Origin of the sequence: Neisseria flavescens (assembly GCF_005221285.1) — a bacterium.
Lineage (GTDB): Bacteria > Pseudomonadota > Gammaproteobacteria > Burkholderiales > Neisseriaceae > Neisseria > Neisseria flavescens.
In genome coordinates, this window is the sequence record NZ_CP039886.1 from 890,032 (window position 1) to 909,440 (window position 19,409).

Sequence of the window (19,409 nt, forward strand, 5' to 3'; positions counted from 1 at the left end):
AATAATAGTCCACAGAGAGGTGGATGAGTGGTTTAAGTCGCACGCCTGGAAAGCGTGTATACGTGAATAGCGTATCGAGGGTTCGAATCCCTTCCTCTCTGCCAGATACTAAAGACACCAGCTAACGGTGTCTTTTTTCATATCTGCCCTTCTTAAAAATATTACATTACACTTTTATTTCTCTTACCCTCTAATCAGAAACCTGCCACCCATTCTTATCTTATACTAAATTGTAATGATTAAAGGCCGTCTGAAAGTTTTCAGACGGCCTCTTTCTTAAAACTTACCAAATCCCAAACCATTGTTTATCAGATTGCTTTTTATTGCCGTTCTGTTGCTCGTGGTTTTGACGGCGAAATTGCCAAGGCGCTTGCGGATTGTCTTTTTTCCATAAGCCTTTACGTTTTTCTTTGGCTTGTTTTTGTGCGGCCGAATAGTCGGTGTAAGCGGTTTTACTTTGTTGTTTTTTGGCATAACTTTCGTAATGCCATGCGGCGCCATCCCGTATCTGCATCAAATTCAGGTCAATCGTGCCGACTGATACTTGGGCGACTTCGCGCTGGTAACGGTCGGCTTCAAACACGCGGACTTTGGCTTTTTTATGCAATGCGGCATCAATCAAATTGTCTCGTGATTGCGTACCATAGGCCTGATTGATTTCCGGTGCATCGATATAGGCCATGCGGATTTTGTGTTTCCTGCCGTCGCTATCGATAATGTGCATGGTATCGCCATCATGGATTTTGATGATTTTTCCGTTGTATGTGTAGGATTGTCGAGATGACTTTTGTTTTTGTTCCGGTTTGGGGCTAGCTTCGGCTTTGGTGTCAGATGTGGCTTTGACAACATTTTCACCCAGCCATTCATTGACCTTTTCCAAACCGATATTGTCTCCTTGTGCCAATGTTGCAGCAACGCTTACCCCTGTACGAATCAACTCGGTATCGCGTGAGCTGTAACCAAGTGCGCCCAAAACGGATAAAACAACGGGCAACCATTTTATAATTTTACTGATTTGCATATTTTGCCAAATTGAAGGCCGTCTGAAAGACCTAATGCACTTTCAGACGGCCTTTAAGATTGATTAATCTTCATTAATCCTGACAAGGCAGGATGACTTTTGCGCCTTCTGCCGTACCCAAAACCAACACATCGGCGGCATCGCGGGCAAAAATACCGTTTTCGAGTACGCCGGTGATTTTATTGATTTCGTCTTCCATTTTCAGGGCTTGGTCGATATTGAGTCCGTGAACATCAACGATTTGGTTGCCATAGAAAGTAGTATAGCCGACACGCAACTCAGGCTGTCCGCCCATGGCAAGCAGTTTGCGCGACACCAGCGAACGGGCATTTTCAACGACTTCTACAGGCAATGGGAATTTACCCAAACGGGAAACATATTTGCTTTCATCGGCGATACAGACAAATTTATCGGATGCGCTGGCCACGATTTTTTCGTTCAAATGCGCACCGCCGCCGCCTTTAATCATTTGCAGCGCGTGGTTGACTTCGTCTGCGCCGTCAACATAAACCGCCAAACCCATCACTTCATTCAGTGAAACTTCTGGAATCTCGTATTTCGCCAAAAGCTCGCTGGATTTTTTAGAAGTAGACACGGCACCCTTGATTTTCTTACCGCTTTTACCCAAGGCTTCGATAAAGAAGTTGATGGTAGAGCCGGTACCGATACCGATGTATTCGTTTTCAGGAACAAATTCCACCGCTTTTTCGGCGGCAATACGTTTGAGTTCGTCTTGAGTTGCCATGTTGTCAGTCTTTCAGTTTGAATAATAAAGTAATTTTAAGCTCTTAGGCTTTAATCAGCAATACTGCCGCTTGCGCTTCAATGGCTTCCATACGTCCCAGATAGCCAAGTTTTTCGTTGGTTTTACCCTTGATGTTCACGCAGTTTTCAGGCAAACCCAAATCTGCAGCGATATTGGCGCGCATTGCCGGAATGTGCGGCGCAAGTTTTGGCTTTTGCGCAATCACGGTCGTATCGACATTAACCACCTTCCAACCTAATGCCTGCACGCTTTGATAAGCCTCACGCAACAGTACACGGCTGTCAGCATCTTTGAATTCGGCGGCAGTATCAGGAAAGTGACTGCCGATATCGCCCAAACCGGCCGCCCCCAACAGGGCATCGGTAATCGCATGCAATAACGCATCAGCATCTGAATGACCCAGCAAGCCTTTTTCAAACGGAATGTTGACGCCGCCGAGTATCAAATCTCGGCCTTCGACCAACTGATGGACATCATAGCCCTGTCCGACACGGATATTCATATTTGTTTCCTTAAATAATGGATTTTGATTGTTCAGACGGCCTTGAGCAACAATCTGACAATGTATTCGTCTTGCGGCAGCGTCAATTTCAAATTGCGCGTATCGCCTTGCACCAAGCGTGGCCGGATACCCAGTTTTTCAACCGCTGACGCTTCATCCGTAATCGCACTTAAATTATCAACCGATAAAGCTCGGTGTAACAAAGCCGTCTGAAAAAGCTGCGGCGTTTGCGCCTGCCATAATCCTGCGCGCGCAACGGTTTCATCAATATGATAATTGCCGTCTGAGCGCTTAAGCGTATCGGCCACCGGTATGGCCAAAATACCGCCTTCATCACTCTCACCCGCCTCATCAAGCAAACGTGTTAACGCTTCAGCAGGCAGGCAACAACGTGCGGCATCATGAACCAAAATATTGTCTTGCACCTCAGCCAAACCTTGCGCCAATAAAACGGACACACCATTGCGTACCGTTTCGGCACGACTTGCGCCGCCTACTCGAAAGACGTGTACTTTCTCAGACAAGGCCGTCTGAAAAACCGAATCTTCCGGCGAAAGAATAACGGCAATTAAATCTATGCGGGAATGTTGCTCAAAGATTTCTATGGTATGTTGCAATACGGTTTTACCATTGATTTCAACATATTGTTTGGGTTTTCCTGCACCAAATCGCGCTCCCACACCGGCAGCAGGAATCAAAGCAATATTGCGGCGCATCATGCTGACGCTCCGGCATTGGCCTCATCAGAAGTTTCGGCCTTGCGCCATACACACGCTTCGCCCAAATCGTCTAGATATTTTTCATGTGCGGCCAGCTCGTCTGCGTTGGCTTTGACGACTTTCAACTGCGACGTACGTTTGGTTTCGGCAATAACGGTTTGTTTGACTTCGCCCTCTTCTTCCGCCTCTCCGCCCATCAGGTCGAACTGCTGACGCGTCATGGCAAGATAGACTTCACCCAAAAGCTCGCAGTCGATTAACGCGCCGTGCAAGACCCGTTTGCTGCGGTCAACGGAAAAGCGGTTGCACAACGCATCCAAGCTTGCCTTTTGCCCCGGAAACATTTCACGCGCCATGGCCAGCGTGTCAGTCACTTTGCAACCGAGTTCTTCAATAGAAGGCAAGCCCATGCGGCGGAATTCCATATTCAGAAAGCCGACGTCAAACTTGGCATTATGGATAATCAGCTCTGCGCCACGCAGAAAATCGGCAATCTGTTTACCCACTTGGGCAAACGGCGGTGCATTCTTCGCTTCCAATACTTCAATCGTCAAACCATGCACTTTCGCCGCTTCCTCCGGCATATCGCGCTCGGGGTGGACATATAAATGAAGGTTGGAGTCGGTCATTTGGCGGTTGATCATTTCCAAGCCGGCAAATTCGACCAGACGGTCGCCGTTTTCAGGATAAAGACCCGTGGTCTCCGTATCGAGGATAATCTGACGTTGGCTCATGGTTGGTGCTTTCTGCAATTATCAAAACGTCCTGAATCATACTGAAGGCCGTCTAAAATGTATAGTCAGCAAAACTTTAGCTGCTTTTGAAATACCCTTTTATAGCTGGATTTTTTCAGACGGCCTTTATTCTTTTTTCATCTAATAGCCATCTATTACGACATTTTCGAGCAGAAAACCCAATTTCTAAAAAAATTTTTAAATTTAATTTCTTTAATAATTAATACCTTACTTACAAATTAAATAATAGGAACAATTATCATTTGCAAATTTAAAAAATCGCCGTATAATACAACCCATCGAAACAAAACAACCGCACAACAGAATGAAAGGAGAAGAAAATGCCCGAAAGTATTTTTAAGCAAGTCTCCCTTGACATTCTGAGACTGCACCAACAAGCCATCCGCTCTTTAATCGCCACCAAGTGTTGCGACGAATGCGAAGTACATGACGCAGTATTCATTACTTTAGATGGCCGATATTATGTTTGGCTCCCTTGCATGGGCAAATCGCCCCAATCAGAAACCGGCATCCTGCTGATTGAAGATGAAGACGGCAATACACGCTTGAGTTGGATTGCCGGTACACGCGAAGTCAAACAAAAAGACAGTCTGTACAACCGCGTTGTTTCCGCCCTGCAAAGAAAAATGCAGCGCACGAAAAACAAATTTATCCAGTCGGCAAACGCCCGATTGCTTGAGCTGACGCCGCAGCAAGGCCGTCTGACGACAAACAGCAAAGATTTCTCGCTTTCACCACATGACTTGATGAAAGCACTTTATCCGGCAACACATCAAATAGGAGAATTTGCCCTGTAACAGTTTTTGGTAGTGGTTTGTGTTCCTTTTGCGCCCCTTAAAATTTTAAAGGGGCGATTTTTTTGCCCCTACTTTTCAGACGGCCTAAACACCGGTTTTCCAGTACAATAAAGGCCGTCTGAACATTTCCTACTTTTCAACCAACCATGCAACTGCTCAAATACATCCAATCGCAAGGCCTCGGCAGCCGCAAGCAATGCCAATGGCTGATAGACAATGACTGCATTGCCATCAACGGCGAAATCCATAATCGTGCCAAAGACGATATCGACCCGTCTCAAGTGCACACCCTGTCTGTTGACGGCGAAGAAATTGCCGCCGTCCCCATGCCCCATTTCTACATTCTGCTTCATAAGCCTGCAGATTACGAGACTTCGCACAAACCCCAGCAATATCCAAGCATCTTCAGCCTTTTTCCCGACCACATGCGCAATATCGATATGCAGGCAGTCGGCCGCTTGGATGCAGACACAACCGGCATTATTCTAATTACCAACGACGGGCAATTTAACCACCGCGTTACCTCGCCCAAACACAAAGTTCCGAAGCTCTACCGCGTCACTTTGAAACATCCTGCCGACGATACCCTTTGCACCACACTCAAAAACGGCGTCCTTCTGCATGACGATAATGAAACCGTCGCCGCAGCCGAAGCAGTATTGGCCGACCCAACCACATTGATGATGACCATTACCGAGGGTAAATACCATCAGGTTAAACGCATGATTGCAGCCGCAGGCAACCGTGTCGAGCAGCTCCACCGTGAGAAATTCGGCGACTGGAATGTCGATGATTTGGCCGCCGGAGAATGGAAATTTATCCAAATCTAAAAAAATTCCAAATTTTTTCGATAATTTTTTAAACAATATAGATTTTTTTATTTAAAATCAAATATCTAAACCTTATTACTTTTATTTAACAGAATTTAACACTGCAAAGACTGAACTATTGTATAATTCGTCTGTCTGAGTAACACTTGCTTCGAAAGAAGTGAGTAAGTCAGTAAGACGTTTTCCCCGTAATGTGTTTGGCCATCTATACTTTCCCCTTTGTATAGATGGTTTTTTTTATCTAAAATTTGGCAATCAAGCGGGCGTACTTTCAGACGGCCCTTCTTATCTCTAAAGAAGCCATCATTTCTAAACCCCATCTCCACTCGTTAACTTGCCATTATCCCTTTTCTCTTTCTCGTCTCTTCCGCATCAATCTGTGCCGTTCCAATTTCAGGCAAATCGTTTTATAGAAAGAAAAACTATCGGCGACTATCCAAGCCAAGGTTACAGGATGTTATTAGACAGTCTTAGAGAAATACCATCTTTGTTGCCGACATACTCTTGAAAGCACACCTTAGTGCTATCCAATCTCCTCACAATACCCCTTTCCCATTTCCCACTTTCAGACGGCCTTTATCGTTCCGGCTCTTTCGATCATTCATATCGCTTCAGCCAAATTCTCTGTTTGCAGGTTTCAATACCAAGAAAACTAGAGAAACCCACTAAAAATTCTTCATTACATGGTTTTTTTAACTAATTTTCTTTTTAGACTTTAGTCAAGATTCGTTAAATCTTTGCGGTAAAATGTTGTCTTTATTTTTATACATCTGAGTATTTATGTCTTCCAATCAACCCCGTCAAACTTGGTCCAACCGTTTGACTTACATCCTTACCGTTGCCGGCGCGACTGTCGGCTTTGGCGCAACTTGGCGTTTCCCGTATTTGGTTGGTGAAAACGGTGGCGGCGCGTATGTGTTTCTGTTCTGTATCGCCATGCTGGTCATTGGTATTCCGATGATTTTGGTGGAAAATGTCATCGGTCGCCGTAAAGGCGTGAACGCGCTGGATTCGTTTGGCGGCACAATGAATGGCAAACCCGTTGCCAAAGTTTGGAAATTGGTCGGTTGGATGGGCCTGCTCGGCGCATTCGGCATCATGGCCTATTACATGGTGCTCGGCGGCTGGGTTATCAGCTACATCATCAATATCATCGGCGGTAACTTGGACATTTCCAGCCCGGTTTCCGGGGAAGTCACCAAAAGTTTCTTTACCGAACACATCGAAAACAGCCCTTGGGAAATTGCTTTCTACACCTTCCTATTTGTGGTTGTGAACCAATGGATCTTGGTCAAAGGCGTGATCGGCGGTATTGAAAAAGCAGCAAAATACCTGATGCCGCTGCTGTTTTTATTCCTGATTGCCATGGTTGTACGCAACGTTACCCTGCCGGGCGCAATGGAAGGCATTACCTTCTATCTGAAACCTGACTTCAGCAAAGTTACTGCTAAACTGTTCGTCTTCGTTTTAGGACAAGTATTCTTCGCCTTGAGCTTGGGTTTCGGCGTGATGATTACGTTATCCAGCTATCTGGATAAAAACGAAAATCTGGTTCAGACGGCCGTAATTACCGCGATTACCAACACATTGATTGCTGTATTGGCCGGCTTTATGATTTTCCCTTCCCTCTTCAGCTTTGGCGTTGCCCCTAACTCCGGCCCGACGCTGGTGTTCCAAAGCCTGCCGATCGTGTTTTCCAATATGTGGGCAGGCCCCGTGTTTGCAGTGATTTTCTTCTCACTGCTTCTGATTGCCGCGCTGACCACTTCTCTGACCATTTATGAAGTGTTGATTACGACGATTCAGGAGAAAACCAAAATCCGCCGCGCAGCTGCGATTACCATCGTACTGGCAGGTATTTTTATCTTCGGCAATATCCCTTCCATCTTGAGCTACGGCCCATGGAAAGATATTTCCGTGTTTGGTAAAAATATTTTTGATGCCTTTGACTATATCAGCGGCAACATTCTGTTTATGCTGACCGCGCTTGGTTCTGCCTTGTTTGTCGGTTTTGTGATGAAAGATGAAGCGAAGGACGAATTGCTCTACAAAGGCAACCAGACCACCGTCAATATCTGGTTTGCCTATGTGAAATACCTTGTGCCCTTGGTCATTCTGCTGATTTTCATTAGCAACCTGTTCTGATAAGCAAACATATAAAAAGGCCGTCTGAAATGTTCAGACGGCCTTTGTTTTTTTACTATGCCTTATTCAGCCCAGTTTTTCTTCTTACTGGTTTTACCGATACCTGGGTTGAAGCTGTTGGTCGGGTCAAGTTTTTTATAGAACTGTTTCAGCGCAGGCTTGGCTTCATACAGATGACCGACGTTGTGTTCGGCAGGATATTGCGCGCCGCGTTGGTCAAGCAGATGGAGCATTTCATGTTCCAAGGCCATGCAGTCGTTACCTTTTTTAATGATGTAGTCCTGATGGAACACATGACACATAAAATGTCCGTAATACAATTTATGGATGATTTTATTGTCAATTTCCGGCGGCAGTGTTTCAAACCAATCACGATCATCACGGCGCAAGGCAATATCAAGCGCAACCAAATCTTCTACTTCATCATCATGCACGGCACGATAGCGGATAGCGGCAGAAGCCACGGCGAAACGATGCAACATGGCCGCCTGCGTTTCTTCGGCATTACATTCAAAGAATGCGCCGCCATGGGTTGCAAAATATTCTTTCAAAAACGTACGCGCTTCTGCCACGCCTTCGCCACCCATTTTCAAGATCAAATGGTGTTCGTATTTGTCGCGATAATTGCGCATAGATTTAGGCAAATGATCCGGCAAGATTTTGCTGACCAGCTGCATGAATTTATCGGAAAAATGCTTAGGCAGGAAGCTGACTTTTTTACCGAATCTATCGACGCGCGCTTTAAAATCAAACAATTTCGGCAATTGGTGCGTACCGAATTTCTTAATCACATAGAATGTGTCTTTGCCATATACATCGGCGATATCGAAAGCATCACGGTGAATATATTCGCCGGAAACAGGCAGGCTTTTAAATTCACCCAAAGCGGCACGACGAATATCGGTCAATTCATTGATGTCATTGGTGCCGATATAGAACACGGCAGTTTGTTTTTCTTGCGGGAAAGTATCCAGACGCACGGCAAACACCATCAGCTTGCCCGCGCAGCCTGAAGCCTCGTAATGGCGTGCAGGGTCGGCATTAAAGCGTGCGGCCGTCGGCTCATCCACTTTGCGCACATGGTCGCAATAAGCATGGTCATGACCCTTGCCGGCATCTTGCGTAATGTCTTTTCGCTGATAATGGAAACCTTGCAAGTTGGTCAAAATCTCTTCAGGGGTTTCGCCCAAATGAATGCCCAAATGGTTGACCAGCTCCAGTTTGCCCTCTTCGTTGATTTGTGCAAACAGAGCCATTTCCGTATAAGCCGGGCCACGCTGTACCAATGCACCGCCCGAGTTATTACATACGCCACCCAATACAGAAGCACCGATACAGGACGAACCGATTACAGAGTGCGGCTCACGGCCTAAAGGTTTCAGCAGCAGCTCCAATTGATTCAGGGTAGAACCGGGCAGGCAGACAACTTGTTCGTTATTGTTAATCGGCTGAATGATGTTCAGACGCATGGTATTCACAATCACGATATCGCGGTCGTAATCATTGCCGTCAGGAGTCGAGCCGCCGGTCAGACCGGTATTGGCAGCCTGCGTAATCACGATAACATCAGCCTCAACACACGCCTGCAAAATTTGCCACATTTCCAAAACCGTACCCGGACGGACAACTGCCAACGCCTTGCCTTCGCCAAAACGATAGCCTTGACGGTATTGTTCGGTTTTTGCCGGGTCTGTGATGATATATTTTTCGCCGACAGTTTGCGTCAGCCGGCTGATTAATTGCGTAGCATTCATTGCATACTCCTTGAGAGATTAATATATTTATTAAATTGCAAACATTGTAGTAATCCCTTTTATCAAAGTAAAGGCGAAACCCATTTTTTAACCTCATCTTTATAAATAAACAAAAGGCCGTCTGAAATTTCAGACGGCCTTTTGTTTTAAGCTTGAATAATCAGATTATTCGGCGGCTTTCTCTTCGCGTGCAGGCGCTTCCAGCAAAGCTTTGATAGACAGGCGTACGCGGCCGCGATCGTCTACTTCCAATGCTTTTACATTTACGACCTGACCGACTTGCAGGTAGTCGCCGACATTGCGTACGCGCTCGTGGGCGATTTGGCTGATGTGTACCAAACCGTCTTTGCCCGGCATCACGCTGACAATCGCGCCGACGTTGTTGTCGAGGATTTTCACCACAGTACCTTCGTACACTTTGCCCACTTCCACTTCGGCGGTAATCTGTTCGATGCGTTTTTTCGCCGCATCGCCGGCTTCTTGGGTCGTCGCGGCAATGGTAATCGTACCGTCTTCGGCAATATTGATTTCCGTACCGGTTTCAGCGGTAATCGAACGGATGGTTTCGCCGCCCTTACCGATAACTTCGCGGATTTTGTCTTGGTTGATTTTCATCGTAAACAAGCGTGGCGCGTGTGCAGACAGCTCTTGTGGGCCTGCAACGGCGGCTTTCATCTGATCCAAGATGTGCAGACGCGCTTCTTTGGCCTGCGCCAAAGCGATTTGCATGATTTCTTTGGTAATGCCTTGGATTTTGATGTCCATTTGCAGCGCGGTTACGCCTTCGGTCGTACCGGCCACTTTAAAGTCCATATCGCCCAAGTGGTCTTCGTCGCCCAAAATGTCGGTCAGAACGGCAAACTTATTACCTTCCAAAATCAGACCCATCGCGATACCGGCAACGTGTGCTTTCAAAGGCACGCCGGCAGACAACAGGCTCAAGCAGCCACCGCAGACGGAAGCCATAGAGGAAGAGCCGTTGGATTCGGTAATTTCGGAGACAACGCGCATGGTGTAGCTGAAATCTTCAGGTTTCGGCAATACGGCCAACAATGCACGTTTAGCCAAACGGCCGTGACCGATTTCACGGCGTTTCGGCGCACCTACGCGACCCACTTCGCCGGTAGAGTATGGAGGGAAGTTGTAGTGCAGCATAAAGCGGTCGGTGTATTCGCCGGACAGCGCGTCAATGATTTGCTCGTCGCGCGAAGTACCCAAAGTTGCAACCGCCAAAGCTTGGGTTTCGCCACGGGTAAACAAGGCAGAACCGTGCGTGCGCGGCAATACGCCGGTTTGGATGTTCAGCGGGCGGACGGTGCGTGTGTCGCGTCCGTCGATACGCGGTTGTCCGTCCAAAATTTGGCTGCGGACAACATCGGCTTCCAAGTGTTTGAAAATGCCTTTGATTTCGTTGGCGGCCAAAGTGTCGGTTTCTTCGGTAATCAAGGCTTCTTTTACCGCATTCCAAGCCTCGTCCAATTTGGCGGAACGCGCTTGTTTTTGACGGATTTTGAACGCTTCTTTAATGGTTTCGCCGGCAATCCCGCGTACTTTGGCAAGCAATTCTTCATTGGTTTCAGGTGCTTTCCAATCCCAAACTTCCGGGTTGACTTCGTCGGCAAACTCATTGATGGCGTTAATGGCCACTTGCATTTGATCGTGACCGTAAACAACCGCACCCAGCATCACTTCTTCAGACAAGATGTCGGCTTCAGATTCCACCATCAACACGGCTTTAGAAGTACCGGCAACAACCAAGTCCAATTGTGATTTAGCCAATTCGGCTTTAGTCGGATTCAAAACGTACACGCCGTTTACATAACCCACGCGTGCCGCACCAATCGGACCGGCAAACGGTACGCCGCTCAACACCAGCGCGGCAGATGCGCCCAACATTGCAGGAATGTCAGAATCAATTTCAGGGTCAACAGACACCACCATCGCTACGATTTGGATGTCGTGATAGAAACCTTCAGGGAACAGAGGGCGAATCGGACGGTCAATCAGACGGCTGGTCAGGATTTCTTTTTCGCTTTGTTTTCCTTCGCGTTTGAAGAAACCGCCGGGGATTTTACCTGCTGCGTAAGTACGCTCGAGGTAATCGACAGTCAGAGGGAAGAAGTCTTGACCTTCTTTTACTTCTTTGTTGGTAGTAACGGCAACCAAAACAACGGTGTCGCCCATAGATACTTTAACGGCAGCAGCGGCTTGGCGAGCAATTTCGCCGGTTTCCAAAGTAACGGTTTGATTACCGTATTGGAAGGTCTTAACGTGTTTATTGAACATCATTGTTCCTTTCAAAATACCGCACTGCTAAAACACTAATAATGCACACTAAAATCCGAATGTGCATAGTTAGGGTTTCAGACCGTGCGGCAGGTTATAAACAAGCTTTCAGACGGCCTTTCAGTCGCTGAAAACAACTCTCGATTATAAAGGCAACTATCCTTAAAATCCAGTATTGATACAATAAAAAGGCCGTCTGAAACATATCTCTTTCAGACGGCCTTTAAACTTAAAAATCAATCCTGAGTCAGCAAAGTCAATGCTTCCTGATATTTTTCGACTGTTTTTTGAATCACATCAGCAGGCACTTTAGGCGCAGGCGCTTTTTTGTTCCAACCGCTTTGTTCCAGCCAGTCGCGGACAAATTGTTTGTCAAAAGACGGCGGATTGGTGCCGACTTTGTATTGGTCGGCAGGCCAGAAGCGGCTCGAATCGGGAGTCAATACCTCATCCATCAGCGTCAGCGTACCGTTTTCATCCAAACCGAATTCAAATTTGGTATCGCAAATGATGATGCCGCGCGATTTGGCATATTCGGCCGCTTCTGTATAAAGCTGAATCGCTTTGGCGCGCACTTCTTCCGCCAATTCTTTGCCGATAATGCGTCCGCATTCTTCAAAGCTGATGTTTTCATCGTGATCGCCGACTGCGGCTTTGGTTGAGGGCGTAAAAATCACTTCGGGCAGTTGTTGCGCTTCCCGCATACCTTCGGGCAGCCGAATACCGCAAACCGAGCCTGTTTTTTGATAATCTTTCCAACCGCTGCCCGCCAGATAACCGCGCACAATCGCCTCCACTTTCACCGGCGTGAGTTTTTTCGCCACGACGGCGCGTTTTTCTAAAACTTTGGCTTCGTTTTCAGGCAAAACGTCGTAAACCGTATCGCCGGTAAAGTGGTTCGGCATAATGTGCGCCAGTTTTTTAAACCAAAAATTGGAAATCTGCGTCAGAATCTCCCCTTTGCCCGGAATCGGGTCATCCAAAATCACATCGAATGCAGACAGGCGGTCGGAAGCAACCATCAACATTCGTTTATCGTCAATTTCGTACAAATCGCGGACTTTGCCGGAGTAGATTTTTTTCAAGCTGATTTCAGACATTTCGGGTATCTCTTAGATAGACAGAAGAATATGATATTTTAGCTCAATTTGGAATTTTTCGTCAGATTGTTTACAAAATAAAGGCCGTCTGAAACCTTATATTTTGGTTTCAGACGGCCTTAACCGTTGATTTCAGAGAATAACCCTGAAAATCACCATCCTATCAGATTACAGAAGCCTGAGTCTGATCTTGGATTTGGTTCACAGCAGACAGAGAGTAGTAGTCGCCGTGGCCGGTTACTTGGTAAGTGCTACCGTCAGCAAACTTGAAGTTTTCAACTTTGTGATTGTTACCGGTGAACCAGTCGTCGATGGTGATGCTGTCGTTAGTACCGACAGAAACAGTCAGGTTAGCACCTGATTTGCTCAGCAATACGTCAGAAGCTGCAACGCCTTTACCGAACAACAGGGTGTCATTACCGCTTTCCTCACGGATAGTGTCGTGACCGTAACCTTTGTCGAAGAAGTAAGTGTCGTTACCGGTACCGCCGATCAGGATGTCGTTGCCGACACCGCCGTCGAGGTAGTCGTTACCGTCTTTACCAACCAAGCAGTCATCGCCGGCCAAACCGTACAGATGGTTGTTGCCGCCGTTACCTTCGATGTTGTTGTTCAAAGAGTTACCGGTACCGTTCAGGTAGTCATTACCGGCACCACCTTGCAGGTAGTCTTTACCTTCTTCACCGTACAGAGAGTCACCATCGGCATCACCGTAAATAGTGTCGTTACCAGCACCGGCGTAGATTACGTCTGTGCCGTTGCCACCGTAGATGATGTCTTCGCAAGCAGTACCATAAATGGTATCTTTAGCATCAGTACCGCGGATAACGTTGCCGTCTTTGCAGTCTTCAGCTCGGATGACATTACCTGGGTTTTTATCTTCGTGACCGTATGAGCTGTTTTGGTTATGGTCGTCAACACAGTCTTTGCAGTCTGGCTTAGGTTCTGGTTTTGGCTTAGGCTCAGGTTTAGGCTCAGGTTTTGGTTGAGGTTTTGGTTGTGGTTTTGGACATGGGATCGGTTTGATCGGATTGCAGTTGTAAGGTTGGCAAACCGGAACACATTTATAGTTAGGAGTTTTTGCTGGTGGGCAGAAAGCCGCAATAGCAGAAACCAAACCAGTTACCGCATTAACTACTGACACGCCGACGCTGGCAATGCTAGCGATGCTGCCGATAGAAACAGAAGATTTCGCTGCAGGAGCGCAGTAGTAAGAAGAGTAGGAAGCCTTAGGCGCAGGAGCGCAGTAAGAACTAACCAGGGGTCTAGTATAATACCCCCGTAACAGTATGCCATAATAATTACTCCCAAAATAGTTAATAAAGATATCGAGCGAGCGGAACGAGCAAATCCACCCTTGCTCAATTATTATTTTAGTAATATTTTTCAAAATATTTACTCAAAAATATCAAACGGTAGAATTTGCCGACAAAAGGACGGAGCCTCGCCTGTTTTTAAATTCCATCATCCTAGTAACAATAAAAACATTAACATTGATTCACACTCTCTCAAACAGCATAGATCCTTTATCTATCTTATTAAAAGCTGAACTTTAACTCTAGTTATAGTAAACAAACATAATACCAATAAGTGGTTATTATTATGGATAGATAATATCGATAATTTGCCCAAATACAGCCGCATCCGCATTTTGTTCTACGCCAATAATGTGAATTTGTCGTATTTACACTATAATGACACGAATACCTATTTAACAGCTATCAGAGGAGATACTCAACCATGCGTACTTTATTGACCGGAGCCAAAGGCCAGCTTGCCCGTTGTCTGCGCGACCGCCTGCCCGAAGATTGGGAACTGATTGCTACCGATTCTACTTCGCTGGACATTACCGATACCGAAGCCGTGCATCATATGATTAAAAACTTCCAACCAGATGCCATCGTTAATGCCGCGGCTTACACTGCCGTCGATAAAGCGGAAGAAAACGCAGAGGCTGCTTTTGCCGTCAACGCAACCGCTGTTCACAACCTGGCCGCAGCCGCCCGCGCCGCACATGCGCGCTTTATTCATATTTCCACTGATTATGTATTCGACGGCGAAGGCAAACGCCCTTACCGCGAAACCGACTACACCAATCCGCGCAGCACTTACGGTCAATCCAAAGTAGCAGGCGAGCTTTTAGCTTTAGCCGCTCATCCGGAAAGTACAATCGTCCGTACTTCATGGCTGTTTAGCGAATACGGCAGCAATTTCGTTAAAACCATGTTACGCCTTGCCAAAGAACGCGACTCCCTCTCCATCGTTCATGACCAAACCGGTTGCCCGACTTATGCAGGCGACTTGGCTCATGCCATCATCAGTTTATTGCAACAGCCTACTTCCCCACGCGGCATCTTCCATTACTGTGGCAATAAATCGGCAACATGGTACGAATTTACCAAAGCCATCTTTCAGACGGCCCACCAATTAGACGACAGCTTCCGCATTCCGGAACTGAACGCGATTACCACCGATAAATACCCCCTGCCCGCTCCGCGTCCGGCATACAGCATTATGGATTGCTCACGCCTCGAAACCGAGTTTGGTATCAAACCGTCCGACTGGCAAAAAGCCCTGCGCGAAATTCTCCGCATAATCGACTGATAAGCTGATCCATCTATATCAAGGCCGTCTGAAAACATATTTTCAGACGGCCTCTTTGTTTCTTTTATATCAAATGCTTTATCTATCCAGTCTGCCATTTGAAAAGTGCTACAATAGCCGTTTATTTTATTTTTCAGACGGCCTGACAATATGTGCAACCATCATCCCAAACATTCACACGATAATGACACCATCCGCATCCGCGGCGCGCGCACGCATAATTTGAAAAACGTCGATTTGGACATTCCGCGCCACAAGCTCGTAGTGGTAACAGGCTTATCGGGCAGCGGCAAGTCGTCGCTGGCGTTTGACACGCTGTATGCCGAAGGGCAGCGGCGTTATGTCGAGAGCCTTTCGGCGTATGCGCGGCAGTTTTTGCAGATGATGGACAAACCCGATGTCGATTTGATCGAAGGCTTATCGCCCGCGATTTCCATCGAGCAGAAATCCACCAGCCACAATCCGCGTTCCACTGTCGGCACGGTAACGGAAATCCACGACTATCTGCGCCTTTTGTACGCCCGCGTCGGCACACCGTATTGCCCCGAACACAAGCTGCCGCTATCCAGCCAAACCGTGTCGCAGATGGTCGATGCCGTGTTGAAGCTGCCGGAAGGCACGCGCGTGATGATTCTTGCGCCGGCGGTGCGCGAGCGTAAGGGCGAGTTTGTCGATTTCTTTGCCGACTTGCAGGCACAGGGGTTTGCACGGGTGCGTGTGGACGGCGAGGTCTATCAGCTTGACGAAGTGCCGAAGCTGGAAAAAAACATCAAGCACAACATCGACGTGGTCATCGACCGCGTGAAAGTGAAGGCGGACATCAAGCAGCGGCTGGCGGAAAGTTTTGAAACCGCGCTGCGCCACGGCAACGAGCGCGCGCTGGCAATGGAGATGGACAGCGGCGAAGAGCATTGGTTTTCCGCGCGTTTCGCCTGCCCCGTGTGTTCATACAGCCTGCCTGAATTAGAGCCGCGCCTCTTTTCCTTCAACAACCCGATGGGCTCCTGCCCGACTTGCGACGGCTTGGGCAACACCAATTTCTTCGACTCCGAAAAAGTGGTCGCGCATCCCGAATTGTCGCTGGCTTCGGGCGCGATTGACGGCTGGGACAAGCGCAACCAGTTCTATTTCCAAATGATTCAGTCGCTGGCGCGGCATTACGGTTTCGACGTGCAGGCTGCTTGGGAAACCCTACCTGCAAAAATCAAAAAAGTCGTGTTGCACGGCTCGGGCAAGGAAGTCATTGATTTCACTTACCTGTCCGAACGCGGCACCACCTTCAACCGCAGCCACGCCTTCGAAGGCATCATCCCCAATCTCGAACGCCGCTACCGCGAAACCGACAGCGAAACCGTGCGCGAAAAACTGCGCGAATACCAAAACCACCGCGCCTGCCCGAGCTGCGGCGGCGCACGTTTGCGCAAAGAAGCCCGCTACGTTTACGTCAGCGGCGAACCCTTGCACGAAGTTTCCGCCTGGCCGCTGACCAAAACCCACCAATTCTTTGAAACGCTGGATTTGGACGGCAACAAAAAACAAATCGCCGAAAAAATCCTCAAAGAAATTACCGAACGTCTCGGCTTTTTGATTAATGTCGGGCTGGATTACCTGAATCTCTCCCGCTCCGCCGAAACCCTCTCCGGCGGCGAAGCCCAGCGCATCCGCCTCGCCAGCCAAATCGGCAGCGGCCTGACCGGCGTGATGTACGTTTTGGACGAACCCTCCATCGGCCTGCACCAGCGCGACAACGACCGCTTGCTCGCCACCCTCAAACGCCTGCGCGATTTGGGCAACAGCGTGATTGTGGTCGAACACGACGAAGACGCCATCCGCGAAGCCGATTTCGTCGTCGATATGGGCCCCGGCGCGGGCGAACACGGCGGCAACGTACTGATTGCCGACACGCCTGAAAACGTCGCCCAATGCGAAAAATCTGTTACCGGACAATACCTCAGCGGCAAAAAATCCATTGCCGTGCCGTCTGAACGCACGCCCGTCAATCCCGACCGGATGCTCGTCCTCAAAGGCGCGCGCGGCAACAACCTCAAAAACGTCACCCTCGAATTACCGCTCGGTTTGATTACCTGCATCACCGGCGTATCCGGCAGCGGCAAATCCACCCTGATTAACGACACCCTCGCCAAAATTACCGCCCGCGAACTCAACCGCGCCCAAGAAGAACCCGCCCCATACGACGACATCCACGGTCTCGAACACCTCGACAAAGTCATCAACGTCGACCAATCCCCCATCGGCCGCACCCCGCGCTCCAACCCCGCCACCTACACCGGCCTGTTCACCCCCATCCGCGAACTCTTCGCCGGTGTACCCCTCTCGCGCGAACGCGGCTACAACGTCGGCAGATTCTCCTTCAACGTCAAAGGCGGCCGCTGCGAAGCCTGCCAAGGCGACGGCGTCATCAAAGTCGAAATGCACTTCCTGCCCGACGTGTACGTCCCCTGCGAAGTCTGCCACGGCAAACGCTACAACCGCGAAACGCTCGAAATCCAATACAAAGGCAAAAACATCAGCCAAGTCCTCGACATGACCGTCGAAGAAGCCCGCGAATTTTTCGACGCCGTCCCCACCGTATCGCGCAAACTGCAAACCCTGATGGACGTAGGTCTCGGCTACATCCGCCTCGGCCAATCCGCCACCACCCTCTCCGGCGGCGAAGCCCAGCGCGTCAAACTCGCCTTGGAACTCTCCAAACGCGACACCGGCAGAACGCTCTACATCCTCGACGAACCCACCACCGGCCTACACTTCGCCGACATCGCCCTGCTGCTGGAAGTCATAGGCCGTCTGAAAGGCAAAGGCAACTCGATTGTGATTATCGAGCATAATCTGGACGTGATTAAAACGGCGGATTGGATTGTGGATTTAGGACCGGAAGGTGGCGATGGCGGCGGCAGGATTATTGCGGAAGGTAGCCCCGAGCAGGTGGCGAAGGTTAAGGGGAGTTATACTGGGAAATATTTGAAGGATATTTTAGAATAACCAAATTTCTTAAAAATCTTAAACCATTATTATGTAAGGATTCTATTATGAACACCAAAAATAAATTTATATTTACAGATTTTATTCAAACCAATATTGATGATTTCTCTAATTTTAACTCATCTCGCGTTAATGAAAATCTAATATCAGGAAGTTTTGATTTTAATGGGCTATCTTATATTTTTGCAGAAAATATAAAGGAAAACTTAATATTATTTACCATTACTCTAATGATAGAAACAAATACAAAAAAAACAATAAGCAAAATAAAAAAATCTATCCAAGAGGCAAATAAACTCTATATAAATGTAAAAATATCTTTGGATGATTTAAACAATAAAGATAAAACAGCAATATTTAGATTAAGTTGTGCTGCTTTAGTTGAGAGCTCTATTGGTAATCCTGGGGCTATTGTCAAACCTGCTGTAAATTCATTACCAATAATATTCATGTCAATTAAAGAAGAAATCTAAAAAAAGGGTTTCTAATGAAACATGCTACTTTAATTATAATTTCATTAGTCAGCTCTATCATTTCCAATAGTAAATATATAGATGATATTAATAATATTATTAAAAAAACTCTTAAGCTTGAAGATAAATATTCTTCCTTTATTACTTTTTTATTGTATACCATTATAATTTATTTACTTGGACTAATCGTAAATTATATTATAGATTATGTGGAAAATTACACATACAACAAGAAACTAGAAGAGCAAAAGAGTAATCTTGAATCGCAAATAGAAAAATTATCTTTAGAAAATAAAGAATTAAAAAGACATTTAACACAAAATAGCATAATCTCAATTTTTCTTAACCCTAATGATAATGAGTCTATAAGTAACTTTAATAAGCATATGAAAAATTTTATAGACAATCATAGTGATTATATGACGGTTGATTTTGCTGAAATATATCCACAATCCAGCTTACTGAGAAAAACAAAAGAAAATAGCAAAGTGAACAAAATATAACGAGTAAGCAAGCAAGCCGTAGCCTGCATATCCAACCGACCGCGTGCGTGGCTACGCCACACACCCTACCTGTGAATCGCACGGAACTTCAAAGCCAACGTGTAGGGTGTGTGCGGTACGCACGCAGTTGCTTGATTGACGGTTTGCCGTTTCA

16 protein-coding genes and 1 tRNA gene are annotated in these 19,409 nt (G+C 47.2%); 8 read left to right on the forward strand and 9 right to left on the reverse strand.

The features are described 5' to 3' along the window. Positions 1 to 13 precede the first annotated feature (13 nt). Positions 14 to 104, forward strand: a tRNA-Ser gene (locus FAH67_RS04585). Between the two features lie 179 nt (positions 105 to 283). On the opposite strand, the gene FAH67_RS04590 is transcribed toward FAH67_RS04585, so the two are convergent. From FAH67_RS04590 to dnaQ, 5 genes are all read right to left on the reverse strand, one after another. Beyond that, positions 284 to 1,021, reverse strand: a complete 738-nt coding sequence (locus FAH67_RS04590) for a thermonuclease family protein (RefSeq protein ID WP_003679074.1) — start codon at positions 1,019 to 1,021, stop codon at positions 284 to 286. 73 nt (positions 1,022 to 1,094) lie between these two features. Continuing rightward, the gene (gene rpiA, locus FAH67_RS04595; protein ID WP_003679072.1) at positions 1,095 to 1,766 is read right to left on the reverse strand and encodes a ribose-5-phosphate isomerase RpiA; all 672 of its coding nucleotides are present in this window, start codon (positions 1,764 to 1,766) and stop codon (positions 1,095 to 1,097) included. A gap of 43 nt (positions 1,767 to 1,809) precedes the next feature. Further along, positions 1,810 to 2,289, reverse strand: a complete 480-nt coding sequence (gene ispF / locus FAH67_RS04600) for a 2-C-methyl-D-erythritol 2,4-cyclodiphosphate synthase (protein WP_003679071.1) — start codon at positions 2,287 to 2,289, stop codon at positions 1,810 to 1,812. A gap of 32 nt (positions 2,290 to 2,321) precedes the next feature. Beyond that, on the reverse strand, positions 2,322 to 3,008 hold the full coding sequence (gene ispD / locus FAH67_RS04605; protein WP_003679069.1) for a 2-C-methyl-D-erythritol 4-phosphate cytidylyltransferase: 687 nt from the start codon (positions 3,006 to 3,008) through the stop codon (positions 2,322 to 2,324). Then, complete coding sequence (dnaQ, locus tag FAH67_RS04610) at positions 3,005 to 3,742, reverse strand: DNA polymerase III subunit epsilon (RefSeq protein WP_003679064.1); 738 nt, start codon at positions 3,740 to 3,742, stop codon at positions 3,005 to 3,007. The genes ispD and dnaQ overlap by 4 nt, the downstream gene beginning before the upstream one ends. A gap of 341 nt (positions 3,743 to 4,083) precedes the next feature. On the opposite strand from dnaQ, the gene FAH67_RS04615 reads away from it, so the two are divergent. The 3 genes from FAH67_RS04615 to FAH67_RS04630 all read left to right on the forward strand — a co-directional run bounded on the left by FAH67_RS04615 (position 4,084) and on the right by FAH67_RS04630 (position 7,535). After that, positions 4,084 to 4,560, forward strand: a complete 477-nt coding sequence (locus FAH67_RS04615) for an NGO0322 family iron-responsive protein (RefSeq protein ID WP_003679063.1) — start codon at positions 4,084 to 4,086, stop codon at positions 4,558 to 4,560. A gap of 146 nt (positions 4,561 to 4,706) precedes the next feature. After that, positions 4,707 to 5,390, forward strand: coding sequence for a 16S rRNA pseudouridine(516) synthase (locus FAH67_RS04620; RefSeq protein ID WP_003679061.1), 684 nt, complete (start codon positions 4,707 to 4,709; stop codon positions 5,388 to 5,390). A 780-nt stretch (positions 5,391 to 6,170) separates the two neighbouring features. Continuing rightward, positions 6,171 to 7,535 carry a sodium-dependent transporter gene (locus tag FAH67_RS04630; RefSeq protein ID WP_003679054.1) on the forward strand — a complete coding sequence of 455 codons (1,365 nt, stop codon included), beginning with the start codon at positions 6,171 to 6,173 and terminating at the stop codon, positions 7,533 to 7,535. Positions 7,536 to 7,597: 62 nt separating this feature from the next. Here FAH67_RS04630 and dld read toward each other — a convergent pair whose 3' ends face one another. The 4 genes from dld to FAH67_RS04655 form a co-directional block, all read right to left on the reverse strand. After that, positions 7,598 to 9,289 carry a D-lactate dehydrogenase gene (gene dld / locus FAH67_RS04635; protein WP_003679052.1) on the reverse strand — a complete coding sequence of 564 codons (1,692 nt, stop codon included), beginning with the start codon at positions 9,287 to 9,289 and terminating at the stop codon, positions 7,598 to 7,600. A gap of 165 nt (positions 9,290 to 9,454) precedes the next feature. After that, positions 9,455 to 11,578 carry a polyribonucleotide nucleotidyltransferase gene (pnp, locus tag FAH67_RS04640; RefSeq protein ID WP_003679050.1) on the reverse strand — a complete coding sequence of 708 codons (2,124 nt, stop codon included), beginning with the start codon at positions 11,576 to 11,578 and terminating at the stop codon, positions 9,455 to 9,457. Positions 11,579 to 11,811: 233 nt separating this feature from the next. Further along, entirely contained in the window at positions 11,812 to 12,675 is an 864-nt protein-coding gene (locus tag FAH67_RS04650) for a phosphoribosylaminoimidazolesuccinocarboxamide synthase (protein ID WP_003679048.1), read from the reverse strand. Positions 12,676 to 12,838: 163 nt separating this feature from the next. Further along, a complete protein-coding gene (locus FAH67_RS04655) occupies positions 12,839 to 13,819 on the reverse strand; it encodes a calcium-binding protein (RefSeq protein ID WP_003679046.1) in 981 nt (326 codons plus the stop codon). 596 nt (positions 13,820 to 14,415) lie between these two features. Here FAH67_RS04655 and rfbD point away from each other — a divergent pair. The 4 genes from rfbD to FAH67_RS04675 all read left to right on the forward strand — a co-directional run bounded on the left by rfbD (position 14,416) and on the right by FAH67_RS04675 (position 19,255). After that, a complete protein-coding gene (gene rfbD / locus FAH67_RS04660; protein ID WP_003679045.1) occupies positions 14,416 to 15,279 on the forward strand; it encodes a dTDP-4-dehydrorhamnose reductase in 864 nt (287 codons plus the stop codon). A 150-nt stretch (positions 15,280 to 15,429) separates the two neighbouring features. Continuing rightward, positions 15,430 to 18,279, forward strand: a complete 2,850-nt coding sequence (uvrA, locus tag FAH67_RS04665; RefSeq protein ID WP_039863496.1) for an excinuclease ABC subunit UvrA — start codon at positions 15,430 to 15,432, stop codon at positions 18,277 to 18,279. 47 nt (positions 18,280 to 18,326) lie between these two features. Then, positions 18,327 to 18,752 (forward strand): hypothetical protein, encoded by a 426-nt coding sequence (locus FAH67_RS04670; RefSeq protein WP_003679034.1) that lies wholly within the window; start codon positions 18,327 to 18,329, stop codon positions 18,750 to 18,752. 14 nt (positions 18,753 to 18,766) lie between these two features. Continuing rightward, complete coding sequence (locus tag FAH67_RS04675; RefSeq protein ID WP_003679033.1) at positions 18,767 to 19,255, forward strand: hypothetical protein; 489 nt, start codon at positions 18,767 to 18,769, stop codon at positions 19,253 to 19,255. Positions 19,256 to 19,409 lie beyond the last annotated feature (154 nt).